Source organism: Tateyamaria sp. 7Alg 36, from assembly GCF_059882455.1.
In genome coordinates, this window is the sequence record NZ_CM187613.1 from 1,563,842 (window position 1) to 1,587,644 (window position 23,803).

The window sequence follows — 23,803 nt, forward strand, 5'->3', positions numbered from 1 at the left end:
TCAGCGCTCCTTCAGCTTAACGGCGTTGTTGTAGACGTTCATAATCGCCGAGATGCACAGGGAGATCGTGAGATAGAACAGCATCAACAGCAAAACGCATTCGATGGCGCGCCCCGTCTGGTTCAACGTGATCCCACCCAGCGTCGCCGTCACATCGGCGTAACCGACAGCGATGGCGAGGGACGAGTTCTTGGTGATGTTGAGGTATTGCGAGATCAGCGGCGGGATGATGACCCGCAGCGCCTGTGGCAGCACCACAAGGTTCATGATCCGGCCCGACCGCAGGCCAAGGGCGCCCGCAGCTTCTGTCTGACCTTTGGAAATCGCCTGAATGCCCGCGCGCACGTTTTCCGCAATAAAGGCACCGGTATAGATCGACAGGGCAAACCACAGCGCGATCAGCGGTCCGCCGATCTTGATGCCACCAGCGAAGTTGAAGCCTTTCAACGCGGGGTATTCCAGCCCGATGGGCGATCCCATGATGAAGAAGACGACAATCGACGGCACCAGCAGGATTGCAATGCTTGGCCAGCCTGTGGGCAGCAGCTTGCCGGTTTCATACAAAAGGTTCGTCGCATAACGGCGATAGGCAAAGACACCGACGATGGACAAAAGGAAGGTCGCAACAACCACCAGCGACCCTGCCCCCCATACCGGCGCGGGGATATAGATGCCACGGTTGGTGAAGGCAAAGGCATCAAACAGCATCGTCGCAGACGGCGTATCACCACGGAATTCCCGTGGCCCCGGCAGGACGGCTGTCATGATGGTGAAGATGATGATGATCCAGATCAAAACAGGAATGTTGCGGAAGATCTCGACGTAAAAAGCCATCAGCTTGCTGACCAGCCAGTTCTTGGACAGGCGCAGCACCCCTGCGATCACGCCGAAAATAGTGGCTGTCACACAGGCAAGAAAGGCGACGAGCAGCGTGTTCAGAATGCCGACCACAGCAGCCCGCGCATTCGAGGACTGACTGTTATAGTCGATCAGCGTCTGGTTGATGTCATAGCCAGCCGAATTGCCCAAGAAGTTGTACGAGATGTTCAGGCCCGCCGCTCTGAGGTTCGCAAACAGGTTCGACCCGAGATATGCAAACGCTGCGATCAGGGCGATCAGCGCAATGAACTGGAATGTGTAGGATCGGTATCGCGTGTCGTTGATCAGCATCGACAGGCGGAACGCGCCCTGAGGAGGGTCGGTTATCGTTGTCATCAAGTGGTCCCCGTATGCCGGCCTCTGGCTTTTACGCGATCAAGTCACACGCGGCCGGTTTTTGTTGTTGGCTGTAGGAGGTGTCTGCGCCGTTGTTCTCAACGATCTTGCACCGGAATGTGCAAGGGGCGCAGGTTTGACCCTGCGCCCCCGCTTTAGGATTTAGCGGAACGGAGGCGCGTAGAGCAGACCACCTTCGGTCCACTGTGCGTTCAGACCGCGTGCCAGACCGATCGGTGTGGATTCACCGATGTTGGCTTCGAAGATCTCACCGTAGTTGCCGCTAACGGCCAGTGCGTTTGCCGCCCATTTGGCGTCCAGACCCAGCATTTCGCCCAGTGTGTCTTCTGTACCCAGCAGACGGTTGATTTCTGGGTTGCCACCGGCTGCGCCAGACATTTCTGCGAGGTTTGCGGATGTCACGCCCAGCTCTTCTGCGGCGATCAGTGCGTTCAGGGTCCAGCGTACCACGTCACCCCATTCGTCGTCGCCGTGACGGACAAGCGGGCCGAGTGGCTCTTTGGAGATGATTTCGGGCAGCAGGACGTGATCGCCTGGTGCTTCGAATGTCGCACGTGTCGCGGCCAGACCGGACGCGTCGGTTGTGTAAACGTCACAGGCACCGGCAAGGTACTGCTGTTGTGCTTCGGCGTTTGTTTCGATTGGCACGGGCTCGTAGCTGATGTTGTTCGCACGGAAGAAGTCCGCGAGGTTCAGCTCGGTTGTTGTACCTGTCTGGATGCAGACAGTCGCGCCGTCCAGATCCTTGGCCGAGGATACGCCCAGTTCCTTGGGAACCATGAAGCCCTGACCGTCATAGTAGTTCACGCCAACGAAGGTGAACTTCAGGTCCACGTCGCGGCTGAATGTCCATGTGGTGTTACGCGCCAGCATGTCGATTTCGCCCGACGCCAAAGCGGTAAAGCGTGTTTTGCCGGTTGTAGGAACGAATTCCACAGCATTGCCGTCACCCAGAACGGCGGCTGCAACAGCGCGGCAAACCGCAACGTCAAACCCGTCCCATTCGCCGTTCGCGTCAGGCGCGGCAAAGCCGACCAGACCAGTTGTCACGCCGCAGTTCAGTTTGCCGCGTGCTTTCACATCATCAAGCGTGCCAGCTGCCGCAACACCGGCTGTCAGGCCGGCGACGGTGAGCGCGCCAAAGAATACGGATTTTTTCATTAGTTACCTCTTCCTGATTTTCCGCCATATTTTGACGGTTCGACCGGCACGAGAACGAGTGTTGACCCGTACCGGAGGCGATCCAGACAGGGTTTATCCCCATCCAGTGGTCGTTACTGTGGGCGCAATCGCGCCGAAACGTCAAGGGCGACGTCGCCGGAGCCTGCCCCTCAAGCCACATTTTTAGGCATCAAAAACCGGTGTTCCACACAGACCCGATCAGGACGGGCGTGCGGCGTCCCAAAACGCTTTGGCATGAAGAAAAGAGGATTTTTTGATTTCCGCCTGTCTTTGCGCTTCTTCGTCCTCGCCCCACTGTTCTTCCTGCCAGTTCTCGTCCACGCGGCTGGCCGCCCAAATGATAGGCGCCGGGTGCAAGTCTTGGGCTGCGGCGAAACCGAGGATCAGCGACCCAGACAGGCTGACAAGATCGTGAAAGGCTGCAAGCTGGAACGGATCAAGCGCGTGAACCTGTTTCGACAGGATGGCGAGCGCCTCGGAGGATTGTGATTCGTGAATGACGCCGGTGCGTGGGTACAGGCGCGCGCCCAGAACATCCGCCCCCCATTCGAGGTAAGGATCCCAGATTTCGGCCTGACGCTCGACCAACTCGGTCGGCGCATGGGCGCGATAGCACAGCAGGTCCGCATCACCGTAAGCGGCGAGCATATCCGCCACTTCGGCGTGTTGTACCGCAACCTTGTCCAGCGCGGCATTGGCCGAGCGGGTGAACGGCATCGACAGCGGGTCGATCACGCCATCCTGCGCATCCCATTCCGCCGCAACCGCCTGCGCCAGTGCCTCGGTCGGTAGCAACAGCGCCGTCTTGGCCGGCGTTTTCACCGCCCGCCCGTCCAGTTGCACGGACCAGCCCGCGTCGCCGGATTGCGTTGTGACCTCGGTCCAGAACCGTTTCTGTTTCCATTCGCTCATGTTCGAGCCTCCCAAACCTTGTCCACTGTTGCGGGCAGCAGCGCGACCTCGTCGATCACATGGTGCGCCTGCGCCAGGTGTGTGCGCGGGTGATAACCCCATGTGACCCCGATCGACGCAACGCCTGCATTCAGTGCCATATCCATGTCGTAAGTGGTGTCGCCGATCATCACCGCGTCAGCGGCGGCAACGCCCGTTTCGTCCAGCGCGGCCCTAATCATCGACGGGTTGGGCTTGGACGGGTGGAAATCCGCGACCTGACGAGTAACGAACAGCCCCTCCAGCCCGTGCGCCTCGATCAGGCTGTCCAGACCGCGCTTGGATTTGCCCGTGGCAACGCCCAGCAGCAGATCATCCTGCGCAGCAAAGTGATCAAGCACATCACGCACACCGGGATAAAGCGGCGAGGACGCCGCGCCCTTGGTCCGGCGCAAGTGCGCATAGGCATCCTTGTAGGTCGCGACCATGCGCGGCACGTCCGCATCAGGCGCAAGGCGCGCTATGGCCACATCCAAAGACAGGCCCACGATGCTAAGGATCGTGTCGCGCGCAGGCACGGGCAAACCCGCATCCTGAAACGCACAGGTCATGCTGGCGATGATGTCGGCCTGACTGTCCACCAGCGTGCCGTCCACGTCAAAGATCACCAGTCGCAACGGCTGCGTCATCAGATCGCCTCGAACGGGTCTTCTGCAGCAAGGTCCTCTGTCCAGCCGAACGTGTCCCAGCTGGCCGCCATATGGTCGGGCATCGGGGCCGTGATCGTGATGGGTTTGCGCGTATGCGGATGTTCGAACCGCATCATGCGGGCATGCAGGTGCAACTTTTTGCTGATGATGCCGCCCAGTTGCGCGCCCCAGCCATCGCCAAGGTTTTCCTGACCCGAGCCGCCATATTTGCCATCGCCAATGATCGGGTGACCGATTTCGGCCATATGGGCGCGCAGCTGGTGCGTCCGGCCCGTGATCGGCTCCATCGCGACCCAAGCGGCACGCGACGCGACGCGGAACAGGGTGGCATAAAGGGTGCTGGCGCGTTTGGCACCGGGTGTCGCTTCAACCTCGCGCGGGTGTACGGCGATCATCTTTTCGCCTTCACCGCCCTTGCCGCGCCCGCCCGCCTTGACCAGACCATACTTGATCTCGCCCAAATAGGGGGTCGGCACACCGGCCACCAAGGCCCAGTAGATCTTGCGCGTTTCACGGTGGCGCATGGCCGTGGTCAGCGCCTTTGCCGCCAGCCGCGTTCGGGCCAGCAGCAGCACGCCCGATGTGTCCTTGTCCAGACGGTGCACAAGGCGCGGCTTTTCCTCGAACCCGAACATCAGCGCCTCGGCCATGCCATCCACATGGCGTGTCTGGCCCGATCCACCTTGGGTCGGCAGGCCTGCAGGTTTATTGATCGCGATCACATGGTCGTCTCGGTAGATAACGCAGGACTGGATCAGCTTGGTATCGGCCTCGGACACGCCTGTGCGCACCACGGCGGGCGCGCGGCTGTCGGGGATCGGCGGCACGCGTACCTGCATCCCTTCCTCGACCCGCGAGTTGGATTTCACGCGCCCCCCATCCACACGGCATTCGCCCTTGCGGCACATCTTTTCGATCATGCCCTGGCTCAGCTGCGGAAAGCGGCGTTTCAAGAAACGATCAAGGCGCTGGTCGCCCTCATCCTCGGTCACGGTAATGGTCTGGACGCCGCTCATGCGAATACTCCTCGGGCCAGTATCAGGCCCAATGCCAATGCGCCCACCGACAAACCGACGGACAACAGGATATATAGCCCCGCCTGTGTCACCTGCCCGCGTTCGATCAGGGTCATGGTTTCAAGGCTAAAAGCTGAAAATGTGGTGAACCCGCCCAACAGTCCCGTCATCACGAAAGGCGACAGATGGGTCAGACCGCGCTGCGCGGCGACCACAACAAACACCCCCATCAGGAACGACCCGATGACGTTGACGGTCAGGATGGCCAGCGGAAAGTCGGACGGCCCAAGCGCGCGCAGCACAGCCACGCCCGTCAGCCAACGCAAGGATGCGCCAATTGCCCCGCCGAGGGCCACAAGAGAAAGGGTTGAGATCATGGGCGGTCTGTCACGCGAATAGGGCCAAGAGTCAACTCTGCGCTCACCCGAAGCCCCCTATGATGCCGCTGAACGCCACGGCGCGCGGCCCTAGCTGTTCCGCTTGGCCCGCAGCCGCGCAAAATAATCAAGTCGCTTTTTCAGATCGCGTTCAAACCCGCGCTCAACCGGCTGGTAGAGGTCCGGCCGCTCCATCCCGTCGGGAAAGTAGTTCTGACCGGAAAACCCGTCTTCAGCGTCGTGGTCATAGGCATAGTCGGTACCATAGCCTTGCTCTTTCATCAGGGACGTTGGCGCGTTCAGGATATGTTTGGGCGGCGGGTGCGATCCGGTCATCTTGGCCGCGCGGCGTGCGCCTTTGTAGGCGACATAGGTCGCGTTGGATTTCGGCGCCAGCGCAAGGTAAACGACCGCCTGCGCAAGGGCCAACTCCCCCTCTGGGCTGCCAAGACGCTCATAGGTTTCCCAGCTTTGCAGGCAAACCGATTGCGCCTGCGGGTCGGCAAGGCCGATATCCTCAACCGCCATGCGCGTCAGACGACGGCCCAGAAATCGCGGGTCTTCCCCGCCTTCCAGCATGCGCGCGAACCAGTAAAGCGCCGCGTCAGGGTCCGATCCCCGCACCGATTTATGCAGCGCAGAGATCAGGTTGTAATGCCCGTCGCCAGACTTGTCGTATTGCGCCGCACGCCGCATCAGCCGCGCCGACAATGTGTCACGGTCCAGAGCACCATCGACCTTCCATGCCGCAACCTGCTCGATCAGGTTCAGCAAGGCGCGCCCGTCGCCGTCGGCCATGTCCAGCAGGGACGCCCGTGCATCCGCTTCCAATGGCAGCGTGATGCCCAGTTCCTGTTCGGCCCGCTGCGCCATCAACTCAAGGTCGCCCGTGTCCAGCCGCTCAAGCACCAGCACTTGCGCGCGGCTCAGCACAGCGGCGTTCAGCTCGAAACTCGGGTTCTCGGTCGTCGCCCCGACCAGCAGGATTGTCCCGTCCTCCATATGCGGCAGGAACCCGTCCTGCTGCGCCTTGTTGAACCTGTGGATCTCGTCCACGAACAACAGCGTACCCTGACCGTTCTGGCGACGGATGCGCGCGGCCTCGAACACTTTTTTAAGGTCCGGTACGCCGGTGAAGATGGCGCTGATCTGCACGAAATGCAGGTCAGTCTCATGGGCCAGCAGGCGCGCAATCGTCGTTTTGCCAACACCGGGTGGCCCCCAGAAGACAAGTGAACTTAACGCCCCCGACCCCAGCATGACGGACAAGGGCGCGTCGGGGCCAAGCACCTGACGCTGCCCGATCACCTCGCCCAGCGTCTTGGGGCGCAAACGGTCGGCAAGTGGACGGCGACCCGCATCCGGCGGCGGGTCAGAGGCAAAAAGATCCGCCATCTAGAACCGCAAGACTACACGACCGCCGCGCCGCAAAGCGCGCACCGTGGTTCCACGCCGCGCTTTCTCCAACGCATCCGCCGCATCCTGCGGCGCAAGGATCTCGCGCCGGTCGATCACTTGCAGGATATCCCCGACGCGCAAACCGACACGCGCGCCCAAAGCGCCCAGATCGGTCACGATCACGCCGTCCGCCCCCAGCGGCAGACCCATCTCGGCAATCACTGCTGGATTGATCCGCGCAACGCTCAACCCCGGCAGAGCGGCGTCATCGCCAAGAGTGATCGCGTCGCGCGACGGATCTTCGGGCGGCGGCATCATCACCACGGTCAGATCGGCTGTTTCACCGTCCCGCAGGCGGGTGACAACGGCGCTACCCTCGCCCGCAGCAAGGCCCATGCGGAACAACATCTCACCAGGGCTGTGTACCTCTTCGCCGTCCACGGCCAGAACCACATCGCCGACCTCGAACCCAGCTTCGCCGAGGGGGCTCGCAGGGTGCAGCCCCGCGATGATGATCCCGCCCGGACGGTCAAGGTTCAGCATCTGCGCCAGATCGGCATCCACCACCTGCCCCGTTGCACCGGCCCATGGCCGCACAAACCGGTCATTGCCCGCCTCGGCCTGCTGCACGACTGCCTCGATCAAGTCCGACGGAATAGCAAAACCGATACCATTGGACCCGCCAGAACGGCTGAGGATACGCGTATTCACTCCGATCAAGCGGCCCGACATATCAATCAACGCCCCGCCCGAGTTACCCGGATTGATTGGCGCATCGGTCTGCACGAAATAGCCCTGACCGCCACCATTCGCCCCGCCCGACCGTGCAAGGCCCGACACGATCCCCGACGACACCGTTTGACCGACACCAAAGGGGTTGCCGATGGCCAGCACCAACTCACCCACTTCGACTGTGTCACTGTCCCGCAATGGCAGGAACGGCAAATCCTCTGCTCCTTCCAGTTGCAAGATCGCCAGATCGCTTTCGGCATCGGCCAGCAAAACCTTGGCGCTGAACTCGCGCCGGTCATTCAGAACCACACGGATATCCGTCGCCTGCCCGACCACATGGTAATTCGACACCACGATGCCATCCGCAGACAGGATCACCCCCGACCCCAGCGAGTTTTGCACCCGCGGCTCAGGCGGCGCGAAACCTTCAAAGAAACGCTCGAAAAACGGATCGTCCATAAAAGACGTGCGCTGGCGCGTTTGGGTCACGAATTTCACATAGATGTTTACAACCGCCGGCGCCGTTTCACGCACAAGCGGCGCAAAGCTCAACGCTATCTCAGCGCGACTTTCAGGCAGTTTTTCCTGCGCCACAGCAGCAACGGGAAGAACACAGATCAGGAAGGCGAGGATGTATTTCATTGTTCCAAAAATATGCAAATGCGCAACGAGGATTACAAGAGATGTCGGCCTATAACAGACCCACAAAAGAAAACCCCCCGCACAATGGCGAGGGGTTCAAATCACTTAGCATCAAAAGCGATGCTTATTCGTCTGCAGCTTCCTCGGCGGCAACGCGTGCTTTGTCGGCAGCGCCTTTCGCATCGCGGTCGCGGTCAACGAATTCGATGATCGCCATTGGCGCCATGTCGCCATAGCGGAAGCCCGCTTTCAGAACGCGGACGTAACCACCCTGACGCTCAGCATAACGGGGGCCGAGGATGTCAAAGAGTTTGGCAACGTACTGTTCTTCTTTCAGCTTCGCACCGGCCTGACGGCGGGCGTGCAGATCGCCACGTTTGGCCAGCGTGATCAGTTTTTCAACGATCGGCTTGAGTTCTTTGGCCTTGGGCAGAGTTGTTTTGATTTGCTCATGTTCGATGAGCGAGCCTGCCATGTTGCTGAACAGCGCTTTGCGGTGCTCATGTGTACGGTTCAGGCGGCGGTAACCACGTGCGTGACGCATGTTTTAGTCTCCTAGATGTGCCCTCTACGGGCGGTTTTGCTTTGTCTGGCCTTCGATGCGTGTCTCAGGCTCTCCTTGGGGCGCTTGGGCCCAGTCGTGTGCAAGGCGGGGTCTCCCCCGCCTCACGGGTCGGCTTAGAAGTTGTCTTCGAACTTCTTAGCCAGATCTTCGATGTTGTCCGGTGGCCAGTCCTCGACGTCCATGCCAAGGTGCAGACCCATGCCCGACAGCACTTCCTTGATCTCGTTCAAAGACTTGCGGCCGAAGTTCGGCGTGCGCAGCATTTCGGCTTCGGTCTTCTGGATCAGGTCGCCGATGTAAACGATGTTGTCGTTCTTCAGGCAGTTTGCCGAACGTACGGACAGTTCCAGCTCGTCCACTTTCTTGAGAAGCAGCGGGTTGAATTCCAGACCGTCGTCGTCGTCCTGACGGTTTGCGGACTCAGGCTCGTCGAAGTTAACGAAGATGCCCAGCTGGTCCTGAAGGATACGTGCAGCAAAAGCCACCGCATCGTCAGGTGTGATGGAGCCGTCGGTTTCGACCTTCATGGTCAGCTTGTCATAGTCCAGAACCTGACCTTCGCGGGTCGGCTGGACGTCATAGCTGACTTTTTTGACGGGCGAATAGATCGCGTCGATCGGGATCAGGCCGATAGGCGCGTCTTCGGGCTTGTTCTTGTCCGCGGACACATAGCCTTTGCCGGTGTTGACGGTCAGTTCCATGAACACGTCAGCGCCATCGTCGAGGTGACAAATGACCAGATCGCGGTTCAGGATTTCGATGCCCGCGCTTTCGGAGATGTCTCCGGCGGTGACAACACCTGGACCTTTTGCGGAGATCGACAGGCGCTTGGGGCCTTCGACTTCCATGCGCAACGCGACCTGCTTGAGGTTCAGGATAACGTCTGTCACATCTTCACGCACGCCCGCGATGGACGAGAACTCGTGCAGTACGTTGTCGATCTGTACGGATGTGATCGCGGCGCCTTGCAAGGACGACATCAGAACGCGGCGCAGCGCGTTCCCAAGTGTCAGACCGAAACCGCGCTCCAGCGGTTCTGCAATGACTGTGGCGCGACGCGCTGGCTCGTTGCCAGGCTTCACTTCCAGTTGCTGTGGCTTGATCAGCTCAGCCCAATTCTTGTGGATCATGCGTCCCTCCATTCTTGCCTGTTCTCCATGTCCTTAAAAAACAGGCGCCCGAGGTTTCAAAAAAGCGTATCGGGGCCGCACGAAAACACGCGACCCCGGTGGTAATGATATGTCGCTTAGACGCGGCGGCGCTTTGGCGGACGGCAGCCGTTGTGGGCCATTGGCGTCACGTCACGGATCGACGTGATGTTGAACCCAGCAGCAGCCAGTGCGCGCAGTGCCGATTCACGACCCGAACCTGGGCCCTGAACTTCGACTTCCAGCGTTTTCACGCCATGTTCCTGAGCCTTCTTGCCCGCATCTTCCGCAGCCATCTGTGCCGCGTAGGGTGTGGATTTCCGCGAGCCTTTGAAGCCCATGGTACCAGCCGACGACCATGCAATGGCGTTGCCTTGCACGTCCGAAATCAGGATCTTGGTGTTGTTGAACGAAGAATTCACGTGGGCAACGCCCGCTGCGATATTCTTGGAGACCTTGCGCTTAACGCGCCGTGTATCACGTGCCATCTGTGCAGCCCTCCCTTATTTCTTCTTACCGGCAATGGCCTTTGCGGGGCCTTTGCGAGTGCGAGCGTTGGTGTGGGTACGCTGACCGCGAACGGGCAGGTTACGACGGTGACGCAGGCCGCGGTAGCAACCAAGGTCCATCAGACGTTTGATGTTCATCTGCGTCTCACGGCGAAGGTCACCTTCAACGGTGTAGTTTTCGTCGATGTGCTCGCGGATTTTCAGAACTTCGGCGTCCGACAGTTCGTTGATGCGGCGGGTTGGCTCGATGCCAACTGCTTCGCAGATTTCGCGGGCGGAGGCGTTGCCGATCCCTGTGATGTAAGTCAGGGCAATCGGAACCCGTTTGGCTGTGGGGATGTTTACCCCTGCAATACGTGCCACTTGGCGTATTCCTTTTCGTTGCGAGCCCGTAGTGCCGGGCCCTTTTTTCACAACATAAGGCCCAAGGATTTTGCCCCCGGGCCTGCAGCTGATCAGGTGATCCGACGGGACGCGTTCCCGTCGTTGATTCTCGTTAGAGATGGCGTGGAATAGGCCCTGTCGTGCGGGCCGTCAACCCCTGCCGTCAGGCGTCGAGGACTGCGGCGATATCCGCCTTGACCTTATCCATTTCGCCCAGACCGTTGACCTTGTTCAACTGACCCTTGGCATAATAGTAGCCGATCAGCGGAGAGGTCTTTTTGTAGTATTCCATCAGACGGGTCTTGAGGCTTTCCTCGTTATCGTCCGCGCGGCGCTTGAACTGGTCAACCGCGCCGCAATTGGTGCAGGTGTTGTCCGCAGGAATAGGCTTGGTGTTGTCGTTATAAACCTCGCCACAAGCGCCACAGGTGGCGCGGGCGGTGATGCGGGCGACAAGTGCCTCGTCATCGACTTCCATCTCGATCACGGCATCCAGCGTCTGGTTCTTTTCAGCCAGCAACTCGTTCAGCGCGTCGGCCTGTGCCAGCGTGCGTGGGAAGCCGTCAAAGATGAACCCGTTGGCTTTGACCGTTTCGATCTGCTCGCGGATCAGGCCGATCACGATCTCGTCGGTGACCAGTGCGCCGCGTGCCATCACGTCGGCGACGATCTTGCCCATTTCGGAGCCCGAGTCCTTGGCTGCGCGCAACATGTCCCCAGTGGACAGTTGCACCATGCCGCGTTCGTCAGTCAGGAAACGCGCTTGGGTGCCTTTGCCCGCACCTGGCGGGCCGAGTAGAATGATGTTCATCTTGTCCCCCTCCCCGTTGGCCTTAGCGGCGCACGGGGCTCCGTTTGCGGCGCCCTTTTGAGCCTTTTCCGCGCAGTTGTGATTTCTCGATCAATCCTTCGTACTGGTGCGCCAGCAAATGGCTTTGCACCTGTTGGATCGTATCCATGGTGACCGACACGACGATCAGAACCGATGTGCCACCGAAGTAGAACGGGATGGCAAACTGACCGCGCAGGATTTCCGGCAGCAGACAGACCGCCGCAAGGTAGGCCGAGCCAAGCACCAGAATGCGGTTCACCACATATTCCAGATATTCGGATGTCTTCTTGCCGGGGCGAATGCCGGGCACAAAACCGTTCTGGTTCTTGAGGTTGTCCGCCACGTCATCAGGTTTAAAGCTGACGTTGAACGTGTAGAAATAGGCAAAGAAGACGATCATCGCCACGAAGAACAGCAGGTACAGCGGCTGTCCGGGGCCGAAGTTGGCCAGCAGCCACGACATGATCGGGTTGGTGGAGTTGCCCGAGAACGTCGAAATCGTGATCGGCAGCAACAACAGCGACGAGGCAAAGATCGCAGGGATAACGCCCGCTGGGTTAACCTTGATCGGCAGGTTGCTGGAACCACCGTCATAGACCTTCATGCCCACCTGACGGCGGGGGTACTGGATGTGGATCTTGCGCAGGGCGCGTTCCATGAACACGACGAACATGATGGTCCCGATGACCATGACCAGCACGCCGATAATCACCGCAGGGCTGATCGCACCGGAGCGGCCCGATGCAAAGAACTGGGCAATAGCCGCAGGCACTTCGGCAATAATGCCGACAAAGATGATGAGCGAGATACCGTTGCCGATGCCGCGTGCGGTGATTTGCTCACCCAACCACATCAGGAACATGGTGCCACCGACCAGCGTGATCAGGCAGGCCATGCGGAAATAAAGACCCGGATCAGTGACCAGATCGCCGGATTCAAGGCTCACCGCGAGGCCATAGGCCTGCAATGTGGCCAAGGCGACGGTGCCGTAGCGGGTGTATTGGTTGATCTTCTTGCGGCCCTGCTCGCCCTCTTTCTTGAGTTGTTCAAGCTGGGGCACCATCGACGTCAGAAGCTGCACGATGATCGAGGCCGAAATATAAGGCATGATCCCGAGGGCAAAGATGCCCATCCGGCCCAAGGCCCCGCCCGTGAACATCGACACCATGCCGCCGATGCCCTGTCCGGCGCTTTCCATGAATTCACGCAGCGCCGCGCCATCAATCCCCGGAACGGGAATGAATGTGCCAAGGCGGTAAACGATCAGCAGGCCAAGTGTGAACAGGATGCGGTTGCGCAGGTCGGTGGCCTTGCCCAGAGCGCTCCAGCTCGTGTTGGCGGCCATATTCTCGACGGCAGATACCATGCGGGCGGTGTCCTTTGATCAAAACACCGCCGGCGACGGACCCGAATGGTCCATGTATGCGCAGGCGGCGTTGGAAAACTTCAAAGACTATGTAAGCCGCGCGCACGCGGCTCACAAGGAGTCAATCCGGCTTACTCGGCCGCGGCTGCTGCGACGGCCAGTTTACCACCGGCTTTTTCGACAGCTTCAACGGCGGATTTGGACGCGCCGGTGACTTGCAGGTCAAGTTTGCTTGTCACGTCACCTTTGGCCAGAACGCGGATACCGTCCAGCTTGCGACGTACTGCGCCGGAAGCGATCAGCGTGTCTTCGGTGATGGTCGAACCGGCGTCGATCTTGCCAGCGTCAACGAATTTCTGGATCAAGCCAAGGTTGATCACAGCATATGCCTTGCGGTTCGGCTTGGTGAAGCCGCGCTTGGGCAGACGCTGGTAGATTGGCATCTGGCCGCCTTCGTAGCCATTGATGGCCACACCCGAACGGGATTTCTGACCTTTGATACCACGGCCACCCATTTTACCGGTGCCGGAGCCTGGACCACGGCCAACGCGTTTCTTGGGTTTGGTTGCGCCAGGATTGTCGCGCAGTTCATTCAGTTTCATATCGCTTCTCCTTAGCCGGAAGCGCCCCCGAAGCGGATTGGGCGAACACGGCGTTTCTTGGTTTTGATTCTACGCGGCACGGAATGCCACTGGGCGCGTATAGACCTGTGGGGATGGGGGATCAAGGGGCTGGTATGGAAGCGCGAGCGCGTGCTGCCCCTACAAAGTAGCAAAGCACCCGTGGAGCGGCTCTACGGTGAGCTAAGGGCGCGCCTAACACACGAAAAAGCGCCCCGCGATCACTCACGGGGCGCTTTCGGCAATTTGGTACATCAGGCACGCGGCCCGAGTGGCCTTAGCCTTTTTCTTCGACGATCTCGACCATGTGAGGGATCGAGTTGATCATGCCGCGGACGGAAGGTGTGTCTTCCAGTTCACGGGTTTTGTGCATTTTGTTCAGGCCCAGACCGATCAGTGTCGCGCGCTGTTTTGCGGGGCGACGGATAGGGGAACCGATTTGTTTTACAACGATTGTTTTTGCCATTGGTCTCAGGCCTCCTCGGTTGCCGCTTCGGCGGCGGGCGCTTCGTCACGCTTGGGCAGGATGTCGGCGACTTTCTTGCCGCGACGTTGGGCCACACCACGGGGCGACTGCTCTTTGCGGAGGCCGTCCATGGTTGCGCGGATCATGTTGTACGGGTTCTGCGAGCCGATCGATTTGGACACAACGTCCTTCACGCCCAGCATTTCGAACACGGCACGCATTGGACCACCGGCGATGATACCAGTACCTTCTGGTGCTGTCCGCATCACAACTTTACCGGCGCCGTGGCGACCTTCCATGTCGTGGTGCAGTGTGCGGCCTTCGCGCAGTTGCACGCGGATCATTTGACGCTTGGCTTGCTCGGTGGCTTTGCGGATGGCCTCGGGGACCTCTTTCGCTTTACCTTTACCAAAGCCAACGCGGCCTTTTTGGTCGCCGACAACGACGAGGGCGGCGAAGCCAAAGCGCTTACCACCTTTTACAGTTTTGGAGACGCGGTTGATCGCAACCAAGCGGTCTGCGAATTCGGGCGTTTCATCACGGTCGCGGCGGTTGCCACGGCGATTGTTGTCACGTTCTGCCATGTTTGGCATCCTTCAATTCAGGTGGCTTGCGCCAGTTTGGTTCAATCCTAGTGGGCCGGACGCCCCCGGATCATCGAAGCGGCAAAAACCGCTTTCGCATTTCGTGTTGCAGGGCACACCAAGGTGCGCCGTGCAGGCAAAGGTAAGGCGGGGGATCCCCCGCCCTGCCCTTAGATTTTCAGACCACCTTCACGCGCGGCGTCAGCTACTGCCTTGACCTTGCCGTGGAAGAGGAAGCCGCCGCGGTCGAAATAGGCTTCGGTCACACCGGCCTTTTTCGCGCGTTCCGCAATCGCGGCACCGACTTTTGTCGCTGCTTCGATGTTGTTCTTGCCCACTACGCCCAGATCCTTTTCGAGGGTCGAGGCGGCGGCCAGTGTCACACCGTTCACGTCGTCGATCAGTTGCACGCTGATGTTCTTGGAAGAACGGTGCACGCTGAGGCGTGGACGTCCCGCGTTTACGCGGCGCAGTTTGTTCCGGACGCGCAGGCGGCGCTTGAGGAACAGTTGTCTCTTGCTGTTTGCCATCTGTCTGGTCCTTACTTCTTCTTGCCTTCCTTACGGAAGATAAATTCGCCTTTATAGCGGATGCCTTTGCCTTTGTAGGGCTCGGGCTTGCGCCACTCACGGATGTTTGCAGCCACTTGGCCGACCAGTTGTTCGTCGATACCCTCGACGACAATCTCGGTCTGCTTGGGGGCTGTGACTGTCACACCGGCTGGCGGCGTGTAGTCGACATCGTGCGACAGACCAAGGTTCAGTTTCAGCGTGTTACCCTGCATGGTGGCACGATAACCAACACCCTGGATTTCCAGCTCTTTCTTGAACCCGTCTGTCACGCCGGTCACCAGATTTGCGACCATTGTGCGGCTCATGCCCCACTGCTGGCGCGCGCGCTTGGATTTACCGCGAGGCGTGATGGTTACGACATTGTCTTCGACCGCGAGGGTCACATCGTCAGTCGCTTTGAACGAACGTGTGCCTTTGGGGCCTTTGATCTCGATCTGCTGTCCAGAGACGGATGCAGTCACACCCGAAGGCAGATCGACCGGTTTTTTACCAATACGAGACATCTGCTTCTCCTTAGAAGATCGTGCAGAGCACTTCGCCGCCAACATTGGCTGCGCGTGCGCTTGCATCCGACATCACACCTTTAGAGGTGGAGACAATCGACACACCCAGACCCTGACGGACCTGTGGAATGTCATTGACGCCCATGTAAACGCGACGACCGGGTTTGGAGACCCGCTTCAGTTCGCGAATGACAGGTTCGCCTTCGTAGTACTTCAGGCTGATTTCGATCGCCGGGTGGCCATCTTCACCTTTGATTTCTTCGAAACCACGGATGTAACCTTCGTCCGCCAGCACTTCGAGAACACGGACACGCAGTTTCGACGCAGGTGTCAAAACAACGGATTTGCCGCGCATCTGGCTGTTACGGATACGGGTGAGCATATCTGCGATAGGATCGGTCATACTATTCTCTCCCTTACCAGCTTGACTTGACCATGCCGGGGATCTGGCCAGAAGAGCCCAGTTCCCGCAGCGCGATCCGGCTGATCTTCAGCTTGCGATAATACGCATGCGGACGACCGGTCAGTTGGCAACGATTGTGAAGACGCACGGCGCTGCTGTTGCGTGGCAGTTTTGCCAGCTTCAGCGATGCACGGAAGCGGTCTTCCATCGGTTTGGTTTCGTCGCTGATGATTGCTTTGAGCTCGGCACGCTTTGCGGCGTACTTTTTCACCAGCTTTTCGCGCTTCACTTCGCGCGCGATCATGGATTTTTTAGCCATATCTAGTCTCTCCTGCGCTTACGAGTTGAAGGGCATGTTGAAATGCTTCAGCAAGGCTTTTGCTTCGGCATCTGTTTGGGCTGTGGTCGCGATCACGATGTCCATACCCCAGGTTTCGTCGACTTTATCAAAGTCGATTTCTGGGAAGACGATGTGCTCTTTCAGGCCCATGGCATAGTTGCCACGACCGTCAAAGGATTTGCCGGACACGCCGCGGAAGTCACGGATGCGGGGCATCGCGATGGTGATCAGACGGTCAAGGAATTCGTACATCCGGTCGCCGCGCAGCGTCACCTTGGCACCCAATGGCATGTCTTCGCGAACGCGGAAACCGGCGATGGATTTCTTGGCAACCGTTGTCATCGCCTTCTGACCTGCGATCAATGTCAGGTCTTCTTGCGCCGACTTGGCTTTCTTGCTGTCACGAACGGCCTCGGCACCGCAGCCAATGTTCAGGACGATTTTGTCCAGACGCGGGATCTGCATGTCGTTCTTGTAGCCGAACTCTTCTTTCATCGCGGCCTTGATGGTGTCGCGGAAAGTCGTCTTCAGGCGGGGTGTGTAGTTTGCAGTGTCGAGCATCAGATCACGTCCCCTGTTGTCTTGGCAAAGCGCACTTTCTTGTCGCCGTCCATTTTGAAACCAACGCGGGTTGGTTTGCCGTTGGCGTCAAGCAGGGCCATGTTGGACAGGTCCACAGGCATCGCCTTGGGGATTCGACCGCCTTGGCTTTCCTGAGTTTGGCGCGTGGCGCGGATGGCGATGTTGATGCCATCGACAACTGCTTTGTTGGACTTGGGGTCAATCGAGGAAATCGTGCCCTCTTTGCCCTTGTCCTTGCCGGCCAGCATGACGACCTTATCGCCTTTTTTCAGTTTCGCAGCCATCAGAGCACCTCCGGAGCGAGCGAGATAATCTTCATGAAGTTCTTGGCGCGCAGTTCGCGAACAACGGGGCCAAAGATACGTGTACCTACGGGCTCGTTCGAGTTGTTCAGGATGACAGCGGCGTTGCGGTCGAAGCGGATGGCTGTGCCATCGTCACGACGAACTTCCTTGGCGGTACGCACGACGACGGCTTTGCGCACGTCACCTTTTTTAACGCGACCGCGTGGGATGGCTTCCTTGACCGAGACGACAATGATGTCGCCGACGGATGCGTACTTACGCTTGGAACCACCCAGAACCTTGATGCACTGAACACGGCGCGCGCCGCTGTTGTCAGCAACATCCAGGTTTGTTTGCATCTGGATCATTTGGTTTCTCCCGACCTTTGGGGGGCGATGCGTGCCTGATCCCCAGGGTTTCGATTAATGTGGGCGATGTGGGGGCTTACGCCTCCAGCACCTCCCAGCGTTTTGTCTTCGACTTTGGCGCACATTCGATGATGCGAACGGAGTCACCAACCTTGAAGGCATTTTTTTCATCGTGCGCCCGGTACTTCTTGGACTTACGAATGGTCTTTTTCAGAACCGGGTGCGTGAAACGGCGTTCCACGGAAACGGTGACTGTTTGGGCATTGGCATCGGATGTCACGGTGCCGGTCAAAATACGCTTAGGCATCTATGCTGTCCTTATTCCGCTGCCGCTTGGGCTTTTTCATTCAGGATCGTCTTGACACGTGCAGCATCACGACGGACCGAGCGCAGACGCGCAGGGTTCTCGATCGAGCCTGTGGCCTGCTGGAAACGCAGGTTGAAAGCTTCTTTTTTCAGATTGGCCAGTTCCTCACGAAGCTGGTCAGGGGACTTGTCCCGCAGTTCTTGGGCGTTCATGCGCCTTTTCCTTTCAACATCACGAGAGGGCCCTGAGTGCACACGCACTGGGTCACCCTGATTCCCGTGGAGTGGGTGGTGAAGTGCGCCGTATAGGGGGCTTCGTCGCAGCACGCAACCCCTGTGATTGCACTATGGCACAGCGAGAGATTGCGGCGTGTCCGCGTTCGGCAAAACGTGCGCCGCGTCGGGTAGCCTCATAGGTGTAAAGCGCACGCAGATCGGTCGCAACTGCCCTACCCCGTCACACTGTTATTTAGTCCATGCCACAGCGCACGGAAACCGCTGGACGGAGGCGACGGGCAGGACGTACTACGGCAGGTATAGATGCACTGATTTTCCAAAGGACATGTGGCCATGACCGCAGCGCCAAAACGGCAGGTTCTGATCAAGTTCGCGCTGCTTTGCGCGGTATTGATCGGCTATTTCGCCTACCTTAACTATCAGTACGATTTTGCCACCAGCGGCGTCGTCGCCCTTCTGACATGGAGCTTTTTTGTGCTGTGCACGCCCGTGGCCGATGCGGGGTTTCTGCTGGATTTTCCGCTGCGCCTGTTGTTCGGCGTCCGCATGGTGGTGTCGGAAATCGCGGTATGGGGTGTGGCGATTGCGATCAACGTGGTCACTTATATCGCGTGGGTCGAGGCCTATGATACCACCACATTGACCCGCGCCTTTCTGACGATCCTGACCACCCCTTGGCCCTACTGGCTGGTCATCGTGCTGTCTGGCGTCGGCACCTTCCTGTCGATCCGCTTTGCCGACGAGCTGATGGACGTGATCCACCACCGAGACCGCGCCTATTTCCACTCGCACCATTTCAAACATGATCTGGTGTTGCTGGTCTTTTTCCTCGCGGCTCTGGTCGGCTATTACGAGTTAATCGCCTCAATCGATCTGCAACTGGAATAAGCCGCCCCGCCCTATCGCTTTTTCCCAAAGGCTCGACTAAATCAGACCTATGCCCAAGATATCCTCGCTTTTTGCCACCCGCCTGTACCAAGCGCCCCTGTCCGAACATGCGCCGTCCCTTGATGCGTCAGAGTTGGCGCAAAACTGCTATGCCATCGCCGAAGACGACGAGGCGGGCCATGATTGGTGCGAGGAGCACGGCTATCCCGGCTATACGTCCTATGCATCGCTGAATGACCTGCCATGGCGGTTCCCGATCTTTGCCGATCTGGTGAAGGCGCTGGATGCCCATGTGGCCGCTTATGCGCGCGAACTGGCCTTTGATCTGGGGGACAAGGAACTGGTGCTTGATTCCATCTGGATCAACATCCTGCCCGAAGGTGGCATTCACACCGGCCATATCCATCCGCATTCGGTGATCTCCGGCACGACCTATGTGGCCATGCCCGAAGGCACCTCGGCGCTGAAACTGGAAGATCCAAGGCTCGCCATGATGATGGCCGCGCCTGCACGGCACGAGGACGCCCCCGAAGAACTGCGCACCTTCCACTATGTCAAACCGCAGGTGGGCGACGTGCTGTTGTGGGAAAGCTGGCTGCGCCACGAGGTGCCGATGAACATGGCCGAAGACGAACGCGTCTCGGTCTCGTTCAACTACCGCTGGGAATAGGCGTGGGCGATCTGTCTAACGCCCCGCTTGACGCGCTGGTCGTGGATCAAGGCACGCGGCCAAGCGCGCCTGCGCTGGACAATGTCACGGCCGAACAACGCGCCAAAGGCCGGCGCCTTGCGGCGATCCACCGGCACTACCTGCGCGACATGGCGCAGATCAGCAAAGTCATGGACCGGATCGAGGCGGGCGACACCCCGCCCGCCGAACTGGCCCGCATCGTGCTGGCGACGGACATGGCGCAGAACTATGCCGCCTTTGGCAACCTGTGTGGACAGGGCTGCCAGATGTTGCAGATGCACCATGACATCGAAGAACAGCACCTGTTCCCGCAGATCGAAGAACGCGCGCACCCGTTTGCGGCGCTGGTCGCGCGCCTGCGCGAGGAACATAAGGTTGTGCATGAACTGCTAGACCGTCTGGCCGCCTGCGCACATCGACTAACTACTGCCCCGGACCCTGCCGGTTTCGACGATGCCCGCACAACCTTTGCAGCCTTGCACCGCGCCATCCAAAGCCACTTCGGCTATGAAGAGCGCGAGTTGGAAGCGGCCATCGGGGTCTATATCGATCAGATCTGACGGCGTTTGCGCGGCGGCCCTACTTCTTGGCGGCGCGCGCGGCTTTATTGACCTCTTCCGCGGCCTTCTTGGCAGCTTTCTCTTCCTTGGTCAGCGTATTGCCCCACTGGTTGTTGGACAGGCCCAGACCGTCCGGCATGGGCTTGGTCTTGCCCTTTTTTACCTCACCGCCCTTGTCGAGGAATTCCTTGATCAAGTCTTCGTCGGTGGTGGGCTTGGGGACGTGTTTCATGACTGGCCTCGCTTGGGGTTCTAGACCAGCCTAGCAAGGTCTGGCCGAATAGCCATGGCAAAGCCGTCCTTCCCCAGCATGACAAATGGATGCGGCCACGACGGGCCGAGAGGCAGCCTGTCGACGGCGCAGCAACCTGCGGCCTTGGGTCAGCGCCTCAGCATCGGGCACACAGATCACCTGTTCTGCCGGAAACCGCGATCGGACAAAGAAAAACCCCCGATGCTTGCGCACCGGAGGCTTTCATTCTTGGCGTAATGCGGGGTCGCCCCCGCCTTACATTACCAGTCTTCGCGAACCACGACGCGTGTCTTGATTGGCAGCTTCATAGCCGCCAGACGCAGCGCTTCACGCGCGATGTCGTCGTTGACGCCGTCGATTTCGAACATCACACGGCCTGGTTTGACTTTGGCCGCCCAACGGTCGACCGAGCCTTTACCTTTACCCATACGAACTTCGATCGGCTTGGCCGAGATCGGCACATCCGGGAAGATACGGATCCAGACGCGGCCCTGACGTTTCATGTGACGCGTCATGGCACGACGTGCGGCTTCGATCTGGCGGGCAGTGATCCGCTCAGGCTCGATTGCCTTCAGGCCGTATGTTCCGAAGTTCAGGTCGGATCCGCCCTTCGCAAGGCCTTTGATGGACCCTTTGAACTGTTTGCGGAATTTCGTACGCTTTGGTTGAAGCATCGTAACGCCCCCCTATCAGCGACGACCGCCGGCACCGCGAGGTGCTGGGCCGTCTTGGAGTTCTTGTGCCTTACGGTCACGCGCCTGCGGGTCGTGCTCCATGATTTCACCTTTGAAGATCCAAGTCTTGATCCCGATGATACCATAGGCAGTTGTCGCTTCGACGTGTGCGTAATCGATGTCGGCGCGCAGCGTGTGCAAAGGCACGCGGCCTTCACGATACCATTCGGTCCGCGCGATCTCGGCACCGCCAAGGCGGCCCGCGACGTTCACACGGATACCAAGGGCACCCATACGCATGGCGTTTTGCACGGCACGTTTCATGGCACGGCGGAAGGAAACCCGACGCTCCAGCTGTTGTGCGATGGATTCACCAACAAGTGCTGCGTCCAGTTCCGGCTTGCGAACTTCAACGATGTTGAGGTGCAGTTCGGAGTCTGTCAGGTTCGCCAGCTTCTTGCGCAGACCTTCGATGTCCGCACCTTTCTTGCCGATGATGACGCCGGGACGTGCTGTGTGGATCGTGACGCGGCACTTTTTGTGCGGACGTTCGATGATCACACGGGCAACACCCGCCTGAGCGCATTCTTTCTTGATGAACTTACGGATTTCGAGGTCTTCAAGCAGAAGGTTCCCGTAATCCTTCGTGTCGGCATACCAGCGGCTGTCCCACGTGCGGTTCACCTGCAGGCGCATGCCAATCGGATTGACTTTGTTTCCCATCAGGCTTGCTCCCCTGCAGCTTCTTCAACTTGACGCACTTTGATCGTGATCTCCGCGAAGGGCTTCATGATCTTGCCGAAACGGCCACGCGCCCGAGGACGCCCGCGTTTCATGGTCAGGTTCTTACCAACCCATGCTTCGGCGACGATCAGTTCGTCAACGTCGAGGTTGTGGTTGTTTTCCGCGTTGGCGATCGCAGATTGCAGGCACTTCTTGACGTCCTGCGCGATGCGCTTCTTGCTGAAGGTGAGGTCCGTCAGGGCCTTGTCCACCTTCTTGCCACGGATCAGCTGTGCCACGAGGTTCAGCTTCTGTGGGGATGTGCGAAGCATGCGTGTTTTCGCCATTGCTTCATTGTCCGCCACGCGGCGTGGATTCTTATCCTTGCTCATTTGCGTTTCGCCTTCTTGTCTGCCGCGTGACCGTAATAGGTGCGCGTGGGCGAATATTCACCAAACTTCTGGCCGATCATCTCTTCGGACACGTTCACGGGAATATGCTTTTGGCCGTTATAGACACCAAACGTCAGACCCACGAACTGGGGCAGGATCGTCGAGCGGCGCGACCAGATTTTGATTACTTCATTGCGACCCGATTCACGGGCAGCTTCGGCCTTTTTCAACACATAAGAGTCGACAAAGGGGCCTTTCCAAACAGAACGAGACATCTATCAGCGTCCTTTCTTCTTGGCGTGACGCGAGCGGACGATCAGCTTTTGCGACGCTTTGTTCTTGTTGCGGGTACGGGCACCCTTGGTCGGCTTACCCCATGGGGACACTGGGTGACGACCACCCGATGTACGCCCTTCACCACCACCGTGTGGGTGGTCGATCGGGTTCATAACGACACCACGCACCGAAGGACGGATGCCCTTGTGACGCATACGGCCCGCTTTACCGAAGTTCTGGTTGGAGTTGTCGGGGTTGGACACGGCACCAACGGTGGCCATGCATTCCTGACGTACCAGACGCAGTTCACCCGAAGACAGGCGGATCTGGGCATAGCCACCATCGCGGCCCACGAACTGGGCGTATGTGCCAGCGGCACGCGCGATCTGACCACCCTTGCCGGGCTTCAGTTCGATGTTGTGGATGATCGTACCGATAGGCATGCCAGAGAAAGGCATTGCGTTACCGGGCTTAATGTCTGCCTTTGCGGACGCGATCACCTTGTCCCCGATGGCCAGACGCTGTGGCGCGAGGATATAGGCCTGTTCGCCGTCCTCGTAACGCACCAGAGCGATAAACGCTGTCCGGTTGGGGTCATATTCGATGCGCTCGACCGTGGCCGCTACATCAAATTTGTTCCGTTTGAAATCGACGATGCGATAGAGACGCTTTGCGCCCCCGCCTGTGCGGCGCATTGTGATCCGTCCGGTGTTGTTCCGTCCGCCAGACTTGGTCAAACCCTGAGTAAGGGATTTGACCGGGCGGCCTTTCCAAAGCTCCGAACGGTCGATCAGTACCAGCCCACGCTGGCCCGGCGTCGTCGGCTTATACGACTTGAGTGCCATGATTGCTGTCTTCCGTTTTGCTATATCTGCCGGGTTGCCCCGGCGTGGTTATAGGCCCCCGTAGGTGCCCGACTTAAGGTGCTCTGACGAGCAAAGACAAAGCCCCGGACGAATCCGGGGCACTGCCGATGGGTGCGTGTATAAAGGGAAGGGGTTGGGGTCAACCCCGAAGGGCGCAAACTGCGAGCCACACGCCTGCGAAACAGGAACATAACTCGAGCCGGACGCGCGCCTGACCGTGGGCTGGC

Annotated in this window: 35 protein-coding genes; 3 read left to right on the plus strand and 32 right to left on the minus strand. The window is 59.1% G+C overall.

Annotated features, from left to right (window positions below):
- The 26 genes from AC6GQJ_RS07575 to rpmC all read right to left on the minus strand — a co-directional run bounded on the left by AC6GQJ_RS07575 (position 1) and on the right by rpmC (position 18,229).
- On the minus strand, positions 1-1,215 hold the full coding sequence (locus tag AC6GQJ_RS07575) for an amino acid ABC transporter permease (protein WP_500773352.1): 1,215 nt from the start codon (positions 1,213-1,215) through the stop codon (positions 1-3).
- A 162-nt stretch (positions 1,216-1,377) separates the two neighbouring features.
- Positions 1,378-2,397 (minus strand): amino acid ABC transporter substrate-binding protein, encoded by a 1,020-nt coding sequence (locus tag AC6GQJ_RS07580; protein ID WP_500773354.1) that lies wholly within the window; start codon positions 2,395-2,397, stop codon positions 1,378-1,380.
- A gap of 219 nt (positions 2,398-2,616) precedes the next feature.
- Entirely contained in the window at positions 2,617-3,330 is a 714-nt protein-coding gene (locus AC6GQJ_RS07585) for an ATP12 family chaperone protein (protein ID WP_500773356.1), read from the minus strand.
- Positions 3,327-3,998, minus strand: coding sequence for an HAD-IA family hydrolase (locus AC6GQJ_RS07590; RefSeq protein WP_500773358.1), 672 nt, complete (start codon positions 3,996-3,998; stop codon positions 3,327-3,329). The genes AC6GQJ_RS07585 and AC6GQJ_RS07590 overlap by 4 nt, the downstream gene beginning before the upstream one ends.
- On the minus strand, positions 3,998-5,035 hold the full coding sequence (locus AC6GQJ_RS07595) for an RluA family pseudouridine synthase (protein WP_500773360.1): 1,038 nt from the start codon (positions 5,033-5,035) through the stop codon (positions 3,998-4,000). Before AC6GQJ_RS07595 ends, AC6GQJ_RS07590 begins: the two co-directional genes overlap by 1 nt.
- Positions 5,032-5,412 carry a fluoride efflux transporter CrcB gene (gene crcB / locus AC6GQJ_RS07600; protein ID WP_500773362.1) on the minus strand — a complete coding sequence of 127 codons (381 nt, stop codon included), beginning with the start codon at positions 5,410-5,412 and terminating at the stop codon, positions 5,032-5,034. The genes AC6GQJ_RS07595 and crcB overlap by 4 nt, the downstream gene beginning before the upstream one ends.
- A gap of 90 nt (positions 5,413-5,502) precedes the next feature.
- On the minus strand, positions 5,503-6,807 hold the full coding sequence (locus tag AC6GQJ_RS07605; RefSeq protein WP_500773364.1) for a replication-associated recombination protein A: 1,305 nt from the start codon (positions 6,805-6,807) through the stop codon (positions 5,503-5,505).
- Positions 6,808-8,184, minus strand: a complete 1,377-nt coding sequence (locus AC6GQJ_RS07610) for a trypsin-like peptidase domain-containing protein (RefSeq protein WP_500773366.1) — start codon at positions 8,182-8,184, stop codon at positions 6,808-6,810.
- A 124-nt stretch (positions 8,185-8,308) separates the two neighbouring features.
- The gene (gene rplQ, locus AC6GQJ_RS07615) at positions 8,309-8,728 is read right to left on the minus strand and encodes a 50S ribosomal protein L17 (RefSeq protein ID WP_500773368.1); all 420 of its coding nucleotides are present in this window, start codon (positions 8,726-8,728) and stop codon (positions 8,309-8,311) included.
- Between the two features lie 134 nt (positions 8,729-8,862).
- Entirely contained in the window at positions 8,863-9,879 is a 1,017-nt protein-coding gene (locus AC6GQJ_RS07620; RefSeq protein WP_500773370.1) for a DNA-directed RNA polymerase subunit alpha, read from the minus strand.
- 116 nt (positions 9,880-9,995) lie between these two features.
- Positions 9,996-10,385: a 30S ribosomal protein S11 gene (gene rpsK / locus AC6GQJ_RS07625; RefSeq protein ID WP_500773372.1), complete on the minus strand. Its 390-nt coding sequence runs from the start codon at positions 10,383-10,385 to the stop codon at positions 9,996-9,998.
- A 15-nt stretch (positions 10,386-10,400) separates the two neighbouring features.
- Positions 10,401-10,769: a 30S ribosomal protein S13 gene (gene rpsM / locus AC6GQJ_RS07630; RefSeq protein ID WP_500773374.1), complete on the minus strand. Its 369-nt coding sequence runs from the start codon at positions 10,767-10,769 to the stop codon at positions 10,401-10,403.
- A gap of 184 nt (positions 10,770-10,953) precedes the next feature.
- Positions 10,954-11,601 (minus strand): adenylate kinase, encoded by a 648-nt coding sequence (locus tag AC6GQJ_RS07635; protein WP_500773376.1) that lies wholly within the window; start codon positions 11,599-11,601, stop codon positions 10,954-10,956.
- A gap of 22 nt (positions 11,602-11,623) precedes the next feature.
- The gene (gene secY / locus AC6GQJ_RS07640) at positions 11,624-12,988 is read right to left on the minus strand and encodes a preprotein translocase subunit SecY (protein ID WP_500773378.1); all 1,365 of its coding nucleotides are present in this window, start codon (positions 12,986-12,988) and stop codon (positions 11,624-11,626) included.
- Positions 12,989-13,119: 131 nt separating this feature from the next.
- Entirely contained in the window at positions 13,120-13,590 is a 471-nt protein-coding gene (gene rplO, locus AC6GQJ_RS07645; RefSeq protein WP_500773380.1) for a 50S ribosomal protein L15, read from the minus strand.
- Between the two features lie 295 nt (positions 13,591-13,885).
- A complete protein-coding gene (rpmD, locus tag AC6GQJ_RS07650) occupies positions 13,886-14,074 on the minus strand; it encodes a 50S ribosomal protein L30 (RefSeq protein ID WP_500773382.1) in 189 nt (62 codons plus the stop codon).
- Between the two features lie 5 nt (positions 14,075-14,079).
- Positions 14,080-14,658 carry a 30S ribosomal protein S5 gene (rpsE, locus tag AC6GQJ_RS07655; protein ID WP_299146833.1) on the minus strand — a complete coding sequence of 193 codons (579 nt, stop codon included), beginning with the start codon at positions 14,656-14,658 and terminating at the stop codon, positions 14,080-14,082.
- Positions 14,659-14,828: 170 nt separating this feature from the next.
- Complete coding sequence (gene rplR, locus AC6GQJ_RS07660; RefSeq protein ID WP_500773384.1) at positions 14,829-15,188, minus strand: 50S ribosomal protein L18; 360 nt, start codon at positions 15,186-15,188, stop codon at positions 14,829-14,831.
- Between the two features lie 11 nt (positions 15,189-15,199).
- The gene (rplF, locus tag AC6GQJ_RS07665; protein WP_500773386.1) at positions 15,200-15,733 is read right to left on the minus strand and encodes a 50S ribosomal protein L6; all 534 of its coding nucleotides are present in this window, start codon (positions 15,731-15,733) and stop codon (positions 15,200-15,202) included.
- A gap of 10 nt (positions 15,734-15,743) precedes the next feature.
- Positions 15,744-16,136: a 30S ribosomal protein S8 gene (gene rpsH / locus AC6GQJ_RS07670; RefSeq protein ID WP_500773388.1), complete on the minus strand. Its 393-nt coding sequence runs from the start codon at positions 16,134-16,136 to the stop codon at positions 15,744-15,746.
- A gap of 13 nt (positions 16,137-16,149) precedes the next feature.
- Entirely contained in the window at positions 16,150-16,455 is a 306-nt protein-coding gene (gene rpsN / locus AC6GQJ_RS07675; protein WP_500773390.1) for a 30S ribosomal protein S14, read from the minus strand.
- Between the two features lie 18 nt (positions 16,456-16,473).
- A complete protein-coding gene (rplE, locus tag AC6GQJ_RS07680) occupies positions 16,474-17,037 on the minus strand; it encodes a 50S ribosomal protein L5 (protein WP_500773392.1) in 564 nt (187 codons plus the stop codon).
- Positions 17,037-17,342, minus strand: a complete 306-nt coding sequence (rplX, locus tag AC6GQJ_RS07685) for a 50S ribosomal protein L24 (protein ID WP_500773394.1) — start codon at positions 17,340-17,342, stop codon at positions 17,037-17,039. The genes rplE and rplX overlap by 1 nt, the downstream gene beginning before the upstream one ends.
- A complete protein-coding gene (gene rplN / locus AC6GQJ_RS07690; protein WP_093731777.1) occupies positions 17,342-17,710 on the minus strand; it encodes a 50S ribosomal protein L14 in 369 nt (122 codons plus the stop codon). The genes rplX and rplN overlap by 1 nt, the downstream gene beginning before the upstream one ends.
- 76 nt (positions 17,711-17,786) lie before the next feature.
- Positions 17,787-18,017, minus strand: coding sequence for a 30S ribosomal protein S17 (gene rpsQ / locus AC6GQJ_RS07695; protein WP_024088546.1), 231 nt, complete (start codon positions 18,015-18,017; stop codon positions 17,787-17,789).
- 11 nt (positions 18,018-18,028) lie between these two features.
- Positions 18,029-18,229: a 50S ribosomal protein L29 gene (gene rpmC, locus AC6GQJ_RS07700; RefSeq protein ID WP_500773397.1), complete on the minus strand. Its 201-nt coding sequence runs from the start codon at positions 18,227-18,229 to the stop codon at positions 18,029-18,031.
- A gap of 357 nt (positions 18,230-18,586) precedes the next feature.
- On the opposite strand from rpmC, the gene AC6GQJ_RS07705 reads away from it, so the two are divergent.
- The 3 genes from AC6GQJ_RS07705 to AC6GQJ_RS07715 are packed head-to-tail and all read left to right on the plus strand — an operon-like array spanning position 18,587 to position 20,392.
- On the plus strand, positions 18,587-19,141 hold the full coding sequence (locus tag AC6GQJ_RS07705; RefSeq protein WP_500773399.1) for a hypothetical protein: 555 nt from the start codon (positions 18,587-18,589) through the stop codon (positions 19,139-19,141).
- A gap of 49 nt (positions 19,142-19,190) precedes the next feature.
- Positions 19,191-19,811, plus strand: a complete 621-nt coding sequence (locus tag AC6GQJ_RS07710) for a TIGR02466 family protein (protein ID WP_500773401.1) — start codon at positions 19,191-19,193, stop codon at positions 19,809-19,811.
- Between the two features lie 2 nt (positions 19,812-19,813).
- Positions 19,814-20,392 carry a hemerythrin domain-containing protein gene (locus AC6GQJ_RS07715; RefSeq protein WP_500773403.1) on the plus strand — a complete coding sequence of 193 codons (579 nt, stop codon included), beginning with the start codon at positions 19,814-19,816 and terminating at the stop codon, positions 20,390-20,392.
- Between the two features lie 19 nt (positions 20,393-20,411).
- On the opposite strand, the gene AC6GQJ_RS07720 is transcribed toward AC6GQJ_RS07715, so the two are convergent.
- The 6 genes from AC6GQJ_RS07720 to rplB form a co-directional block, all read right to left on the minus strand.
- Positions 20,412-20,624, minus strand: coding sequence for a hypothetical protein (locus tag AC6GQJ_RS07720; RefSeq protein WP_500773404.1), 213 nt, complete (start codon positions 20,622-20,624; stop codon positions 20,412-20,414).
- Between the two features lie 281 nt (positions 20,625-20,905).
- Positions 20,906-21,319 (minus strand): 50S ribosomal protein L16, encoded by a 414-nt coding sequence (gene rplP / locus AC6GQJ_RS07725; protein ID WP_108838854.1) that lies wholly within the window; start codon positions 21,317-21,319, stop codon positions 20,906-20,908.
- A 15-nt stretch (positions 21,320-21,334) separates the two neighbouring features.
- A complete protein-coding gene (gene rpsC / locus AC6GQJ_RS07730; protein ID WP_500773407.1) occupies positions 21,335-22,042 on the minus strand; it encodes a 30S ribosomal protein S3 in 708 nt (235 codons plus the stop codon).
- Positions 22,042-22,434: a 50S ribosomal protein L22 gene (gene rplV / locus AC6GQJ_RS07735; protein WP_500773409.1), complete on the minus strand. Its 393-nt coding sequence runs from the start codon at positions 22,432-22,434 to the stop codon at positions 22,042-22,044. The genes rpsC and rplV overlap by 1 nt, the downstream gene beginning before the upstream one ends.
- Positions 22,431-22,709 carry a 30S ribosomal protein S19 gene (gene rpsS / locus AC6GQJ_RS07740; RefSeq protein WP_076628866.1) on the minus strand — a complete coding sequence of 93 codons (279 nt, stop codon included), beginning with the start codon at positions 22,707-22,709 and terminating at the stop codon, positions 22,431-22,433. Before rpsS ends, rplV begins: the two co-directional genes overlap by 4 nt.
- Positions 22,710-22,712: 3 nt before the next feature.
- The gene (gene rplB / locus AC6GQJ_RS07745) at positions 22,713-23,555 is read right to left on the minus strand and encodes a 50S ribosomal protein L2 (protein WP_500773412.1); all 843 of its coding nucleotides are present in this window, start codon (positions 23,553-23,555) and stop codon (positions 22,713-22,715) included.
- Positions 23,556-23,803 lie beyond the last annotated feature (248 nt).

Bases quoted from the DNA above. Each gene is read 5' to 3' on its own strand.
- rpsK (WP_500773372.1), bottom strand. From the start codon at position 10,385: ATGGCACGTGATACACGGCGCGTTAAGCGCAAGGTCTCCAAGAATATC.
- rpsQ (WP_024088546.1), bottom strand. From the start codon at position 18,017: ATGCCTAAGCGTATTTTGACCGGCACCGTGACATCCGATGCCAATGCC.
- AC6GQJ_RS07710 (WP_500773401.1), top strand. From the start codon at position 19,191: ATGCCCAAGATATCCTCGCTTTTTGCCACCCGCCTGTACCAAGCGCCC.
- rplR (WP_500773384.1), bottom strand. From the start codon at position 15,188: ATGGCAAACAGCAAGAGACAACTGTTCCTCAAGCGCCGCCTGCGCGTC.
- rplP (WP_108838854.1), bottom strand. From the start codon at position 21,319: ATGCTTCAACCAAAGCGTACGAAATTCCGCAAACAGTTCAAAGGGTCC.
- rplX (WP_500773394.1), bottom strand. From the start codon at position 17,342: ATGGCTGCGAAACTGAAAAAAGGCGATAAGGTCGTCATGCTGGCCGGC.
- AC6GQJ_RS07720 (WP_500773404.1), bottom strand. From the start codon at position 20,624: ATGAAACACGTCCCCAAGCCCACCACCGACGAAGACTTGATCAAGGAA.
- rpmD (WP_500773382.1), bottom strand. From the start codon at position 14,074: ATGGCAAAAACAATCGTTGTAAAACAAATCGGTTCCCCTATCCGTCGC.
- AC6GQJ_RS07575 (WP_500773352.1), bottom strand. From the start codon at position 1,215: ATGACAACGATAACCGACCCTCCTCAGGGCGCGTTCCGCCTGTCGATG.
- AC6GQJ_RS07580 (WP_500773354.1), bottom strand. From the start codon at position 2,397: ATGAAAAAATCCGTATTCTTTGGCGCGCTCACCGTCGCCGGCCTGACA.
- rplE (WP_500773392.1), bottom strand. From the start codon at position 17,037: ATGCTCGACACTGCAAACTACACACCCCGCCTGAAGACGACTTTCCGC.
- rplN (WP_093731777.1), bottom strand. From the start codon at position 17,710: ATGATCCAGATGCAAACAAACCTGGATGTTGCTGACAACAGCGGCGCG.
- rpsE (WP_299146833.1), bottom strand. From the start codon at position 14,658: ATGGCAGAACGTGACAACAATCGCCGTGGCAACCGCCGCGACCGTGAT.
- AC6GQJ_RS07605 (WP_500773364.1), bottom strand. From the start codon at position 6,807: ATGGCGGATCTTTTTGCCTCTGACCCGCCGCCGGATGCGGGTCGCCGT.
- rplB (WP_500773412.1), bottom strand. From the start codon at position 23,555: ATGGCACTCAAGTCGTATAAGCCGACGACGCCGGGCCAGCGTGGGCTG.
- AC6GQJ_RS07620 (WP_500773370.1), bottom strand. From the start codon at position 9,879: ATGATCCACAAGAATTGGGCTGAGCTGATCAAGCCACAGCAACTGGAA.
- AC6GQJ_RS07590 (WP_500773358.1), bottom strand. From the start codon at position 3,998: ATGACGCAGCCGTTGCGACTGGTGATCTTTGACGTGGACGGCACGCTG.
- rpsH (WP_500773388.1), bottom strand. From the start codon at position 16,136: ATGACCGATCCTATCGCAGATATGCTCACCCGTATCCGTAACAGCCAG.
- AC6GQJ_RS07585 (WP_500773356.1), bottom strand. From the start codon at position 3,330: ATGAGCGAATGGAAACAGAAACGGTTCTGGACCGAGGTCACAACGCAA.
- rplF (WP_500773386.1), bottom strand. From the start codon at position 15,733: ATGTCTCGTATTGGTAAAAAACCGGTCGATCTGCCTTCGGGTGTGACT.
- AC6GQJ_RS07595 (WP_500773360.1), bottom strand. From the start codon at position 5,035: ATGAGCGGCGTCCAGACCATTACCGTGACCGAGGATGAGGGCGACCAG.
- rpsS (WP_076628866.1), bottom strand. From the start codon at position 22,709: ATGTCTCGTTCTGTTTGGAAAGGCCCCTTTGTCGACTCTTATGTGTTG.
- rplO (WP_500773380.1), bottom strand. From the start codon at position 13,590: ATGAAACTGAATGAACTGCGCGACAATCCTGGCGCAACCAAACCCAAG.
- rpsN (WP_500773390.1), bottom strand. From the start codon at position 16,455: ATGGCTAAAAAATCCATGATCGCGCGCGAAGTGAAGCGCGAAAAGCTG.
- AC6GQJ_RS07705 (WP_500773399.1), top strand. From the start codon at position 18,587: ATGACCGCAGCGCCAAAACGGCAGGTTCTGATCAAGTTCGCGCTGCTT.
- rpsC (WP_500773407.1), bottom strand. From the start codon at position 22,042: ATGGGAAACAAAGTCAATCCGATTGGCATGCGCCTGCAGGTGAACCGC.
- secY (WP_500773378.1), bottom strand. From the start codon at position 12,988: ATGGTATCTGCCGTCGAGAATATGGCCGCCAACACGAGCTGGAGCGCT.
- crcB (WP_500773362.1), bottom strand. From the start codon at position 5,412: ATGATCTCAACCCTTTCTCTTGTGGCCCTCGGCGGGGCAATTGGCGCA.
- rpmC (WP_500773397.1), bottom strand. From the start codon at position 18,229: ATGAACGCCCAAGAACTGCGGGACAAGTCCCCTGACCAGCTTCGTGAG.
- AC6GQJ_RS07635 (WP_500773376.1), bottom strand. From the start codon at position 11,601: ATGAACATCATTCTACTCGGCCCGCCAGGTGCGGGCAAAGGCACCCAA.
- AC6GQJ_RS07610 (WP_500773366.1), bottom strand. From the start codon at position 8,184: ATGAAATACATCCTCGCCTTCCTGATCTGTGTTCTTCCCGTTGCTGCT.
- rplV (WP_500773409.1), bottom strand. From the start codon at position 22,434: ATGAGCAAGGATAAGAATCCACGCCGCGTGGCGGACAATGAAGCAATG.
- rplQ (WP_500773368.1), bottom strand. From the start codon at position 8,728: ATGCGTCACGCACGTGGTTACCGCCGCCTGAACCGTACACATGAGCAC.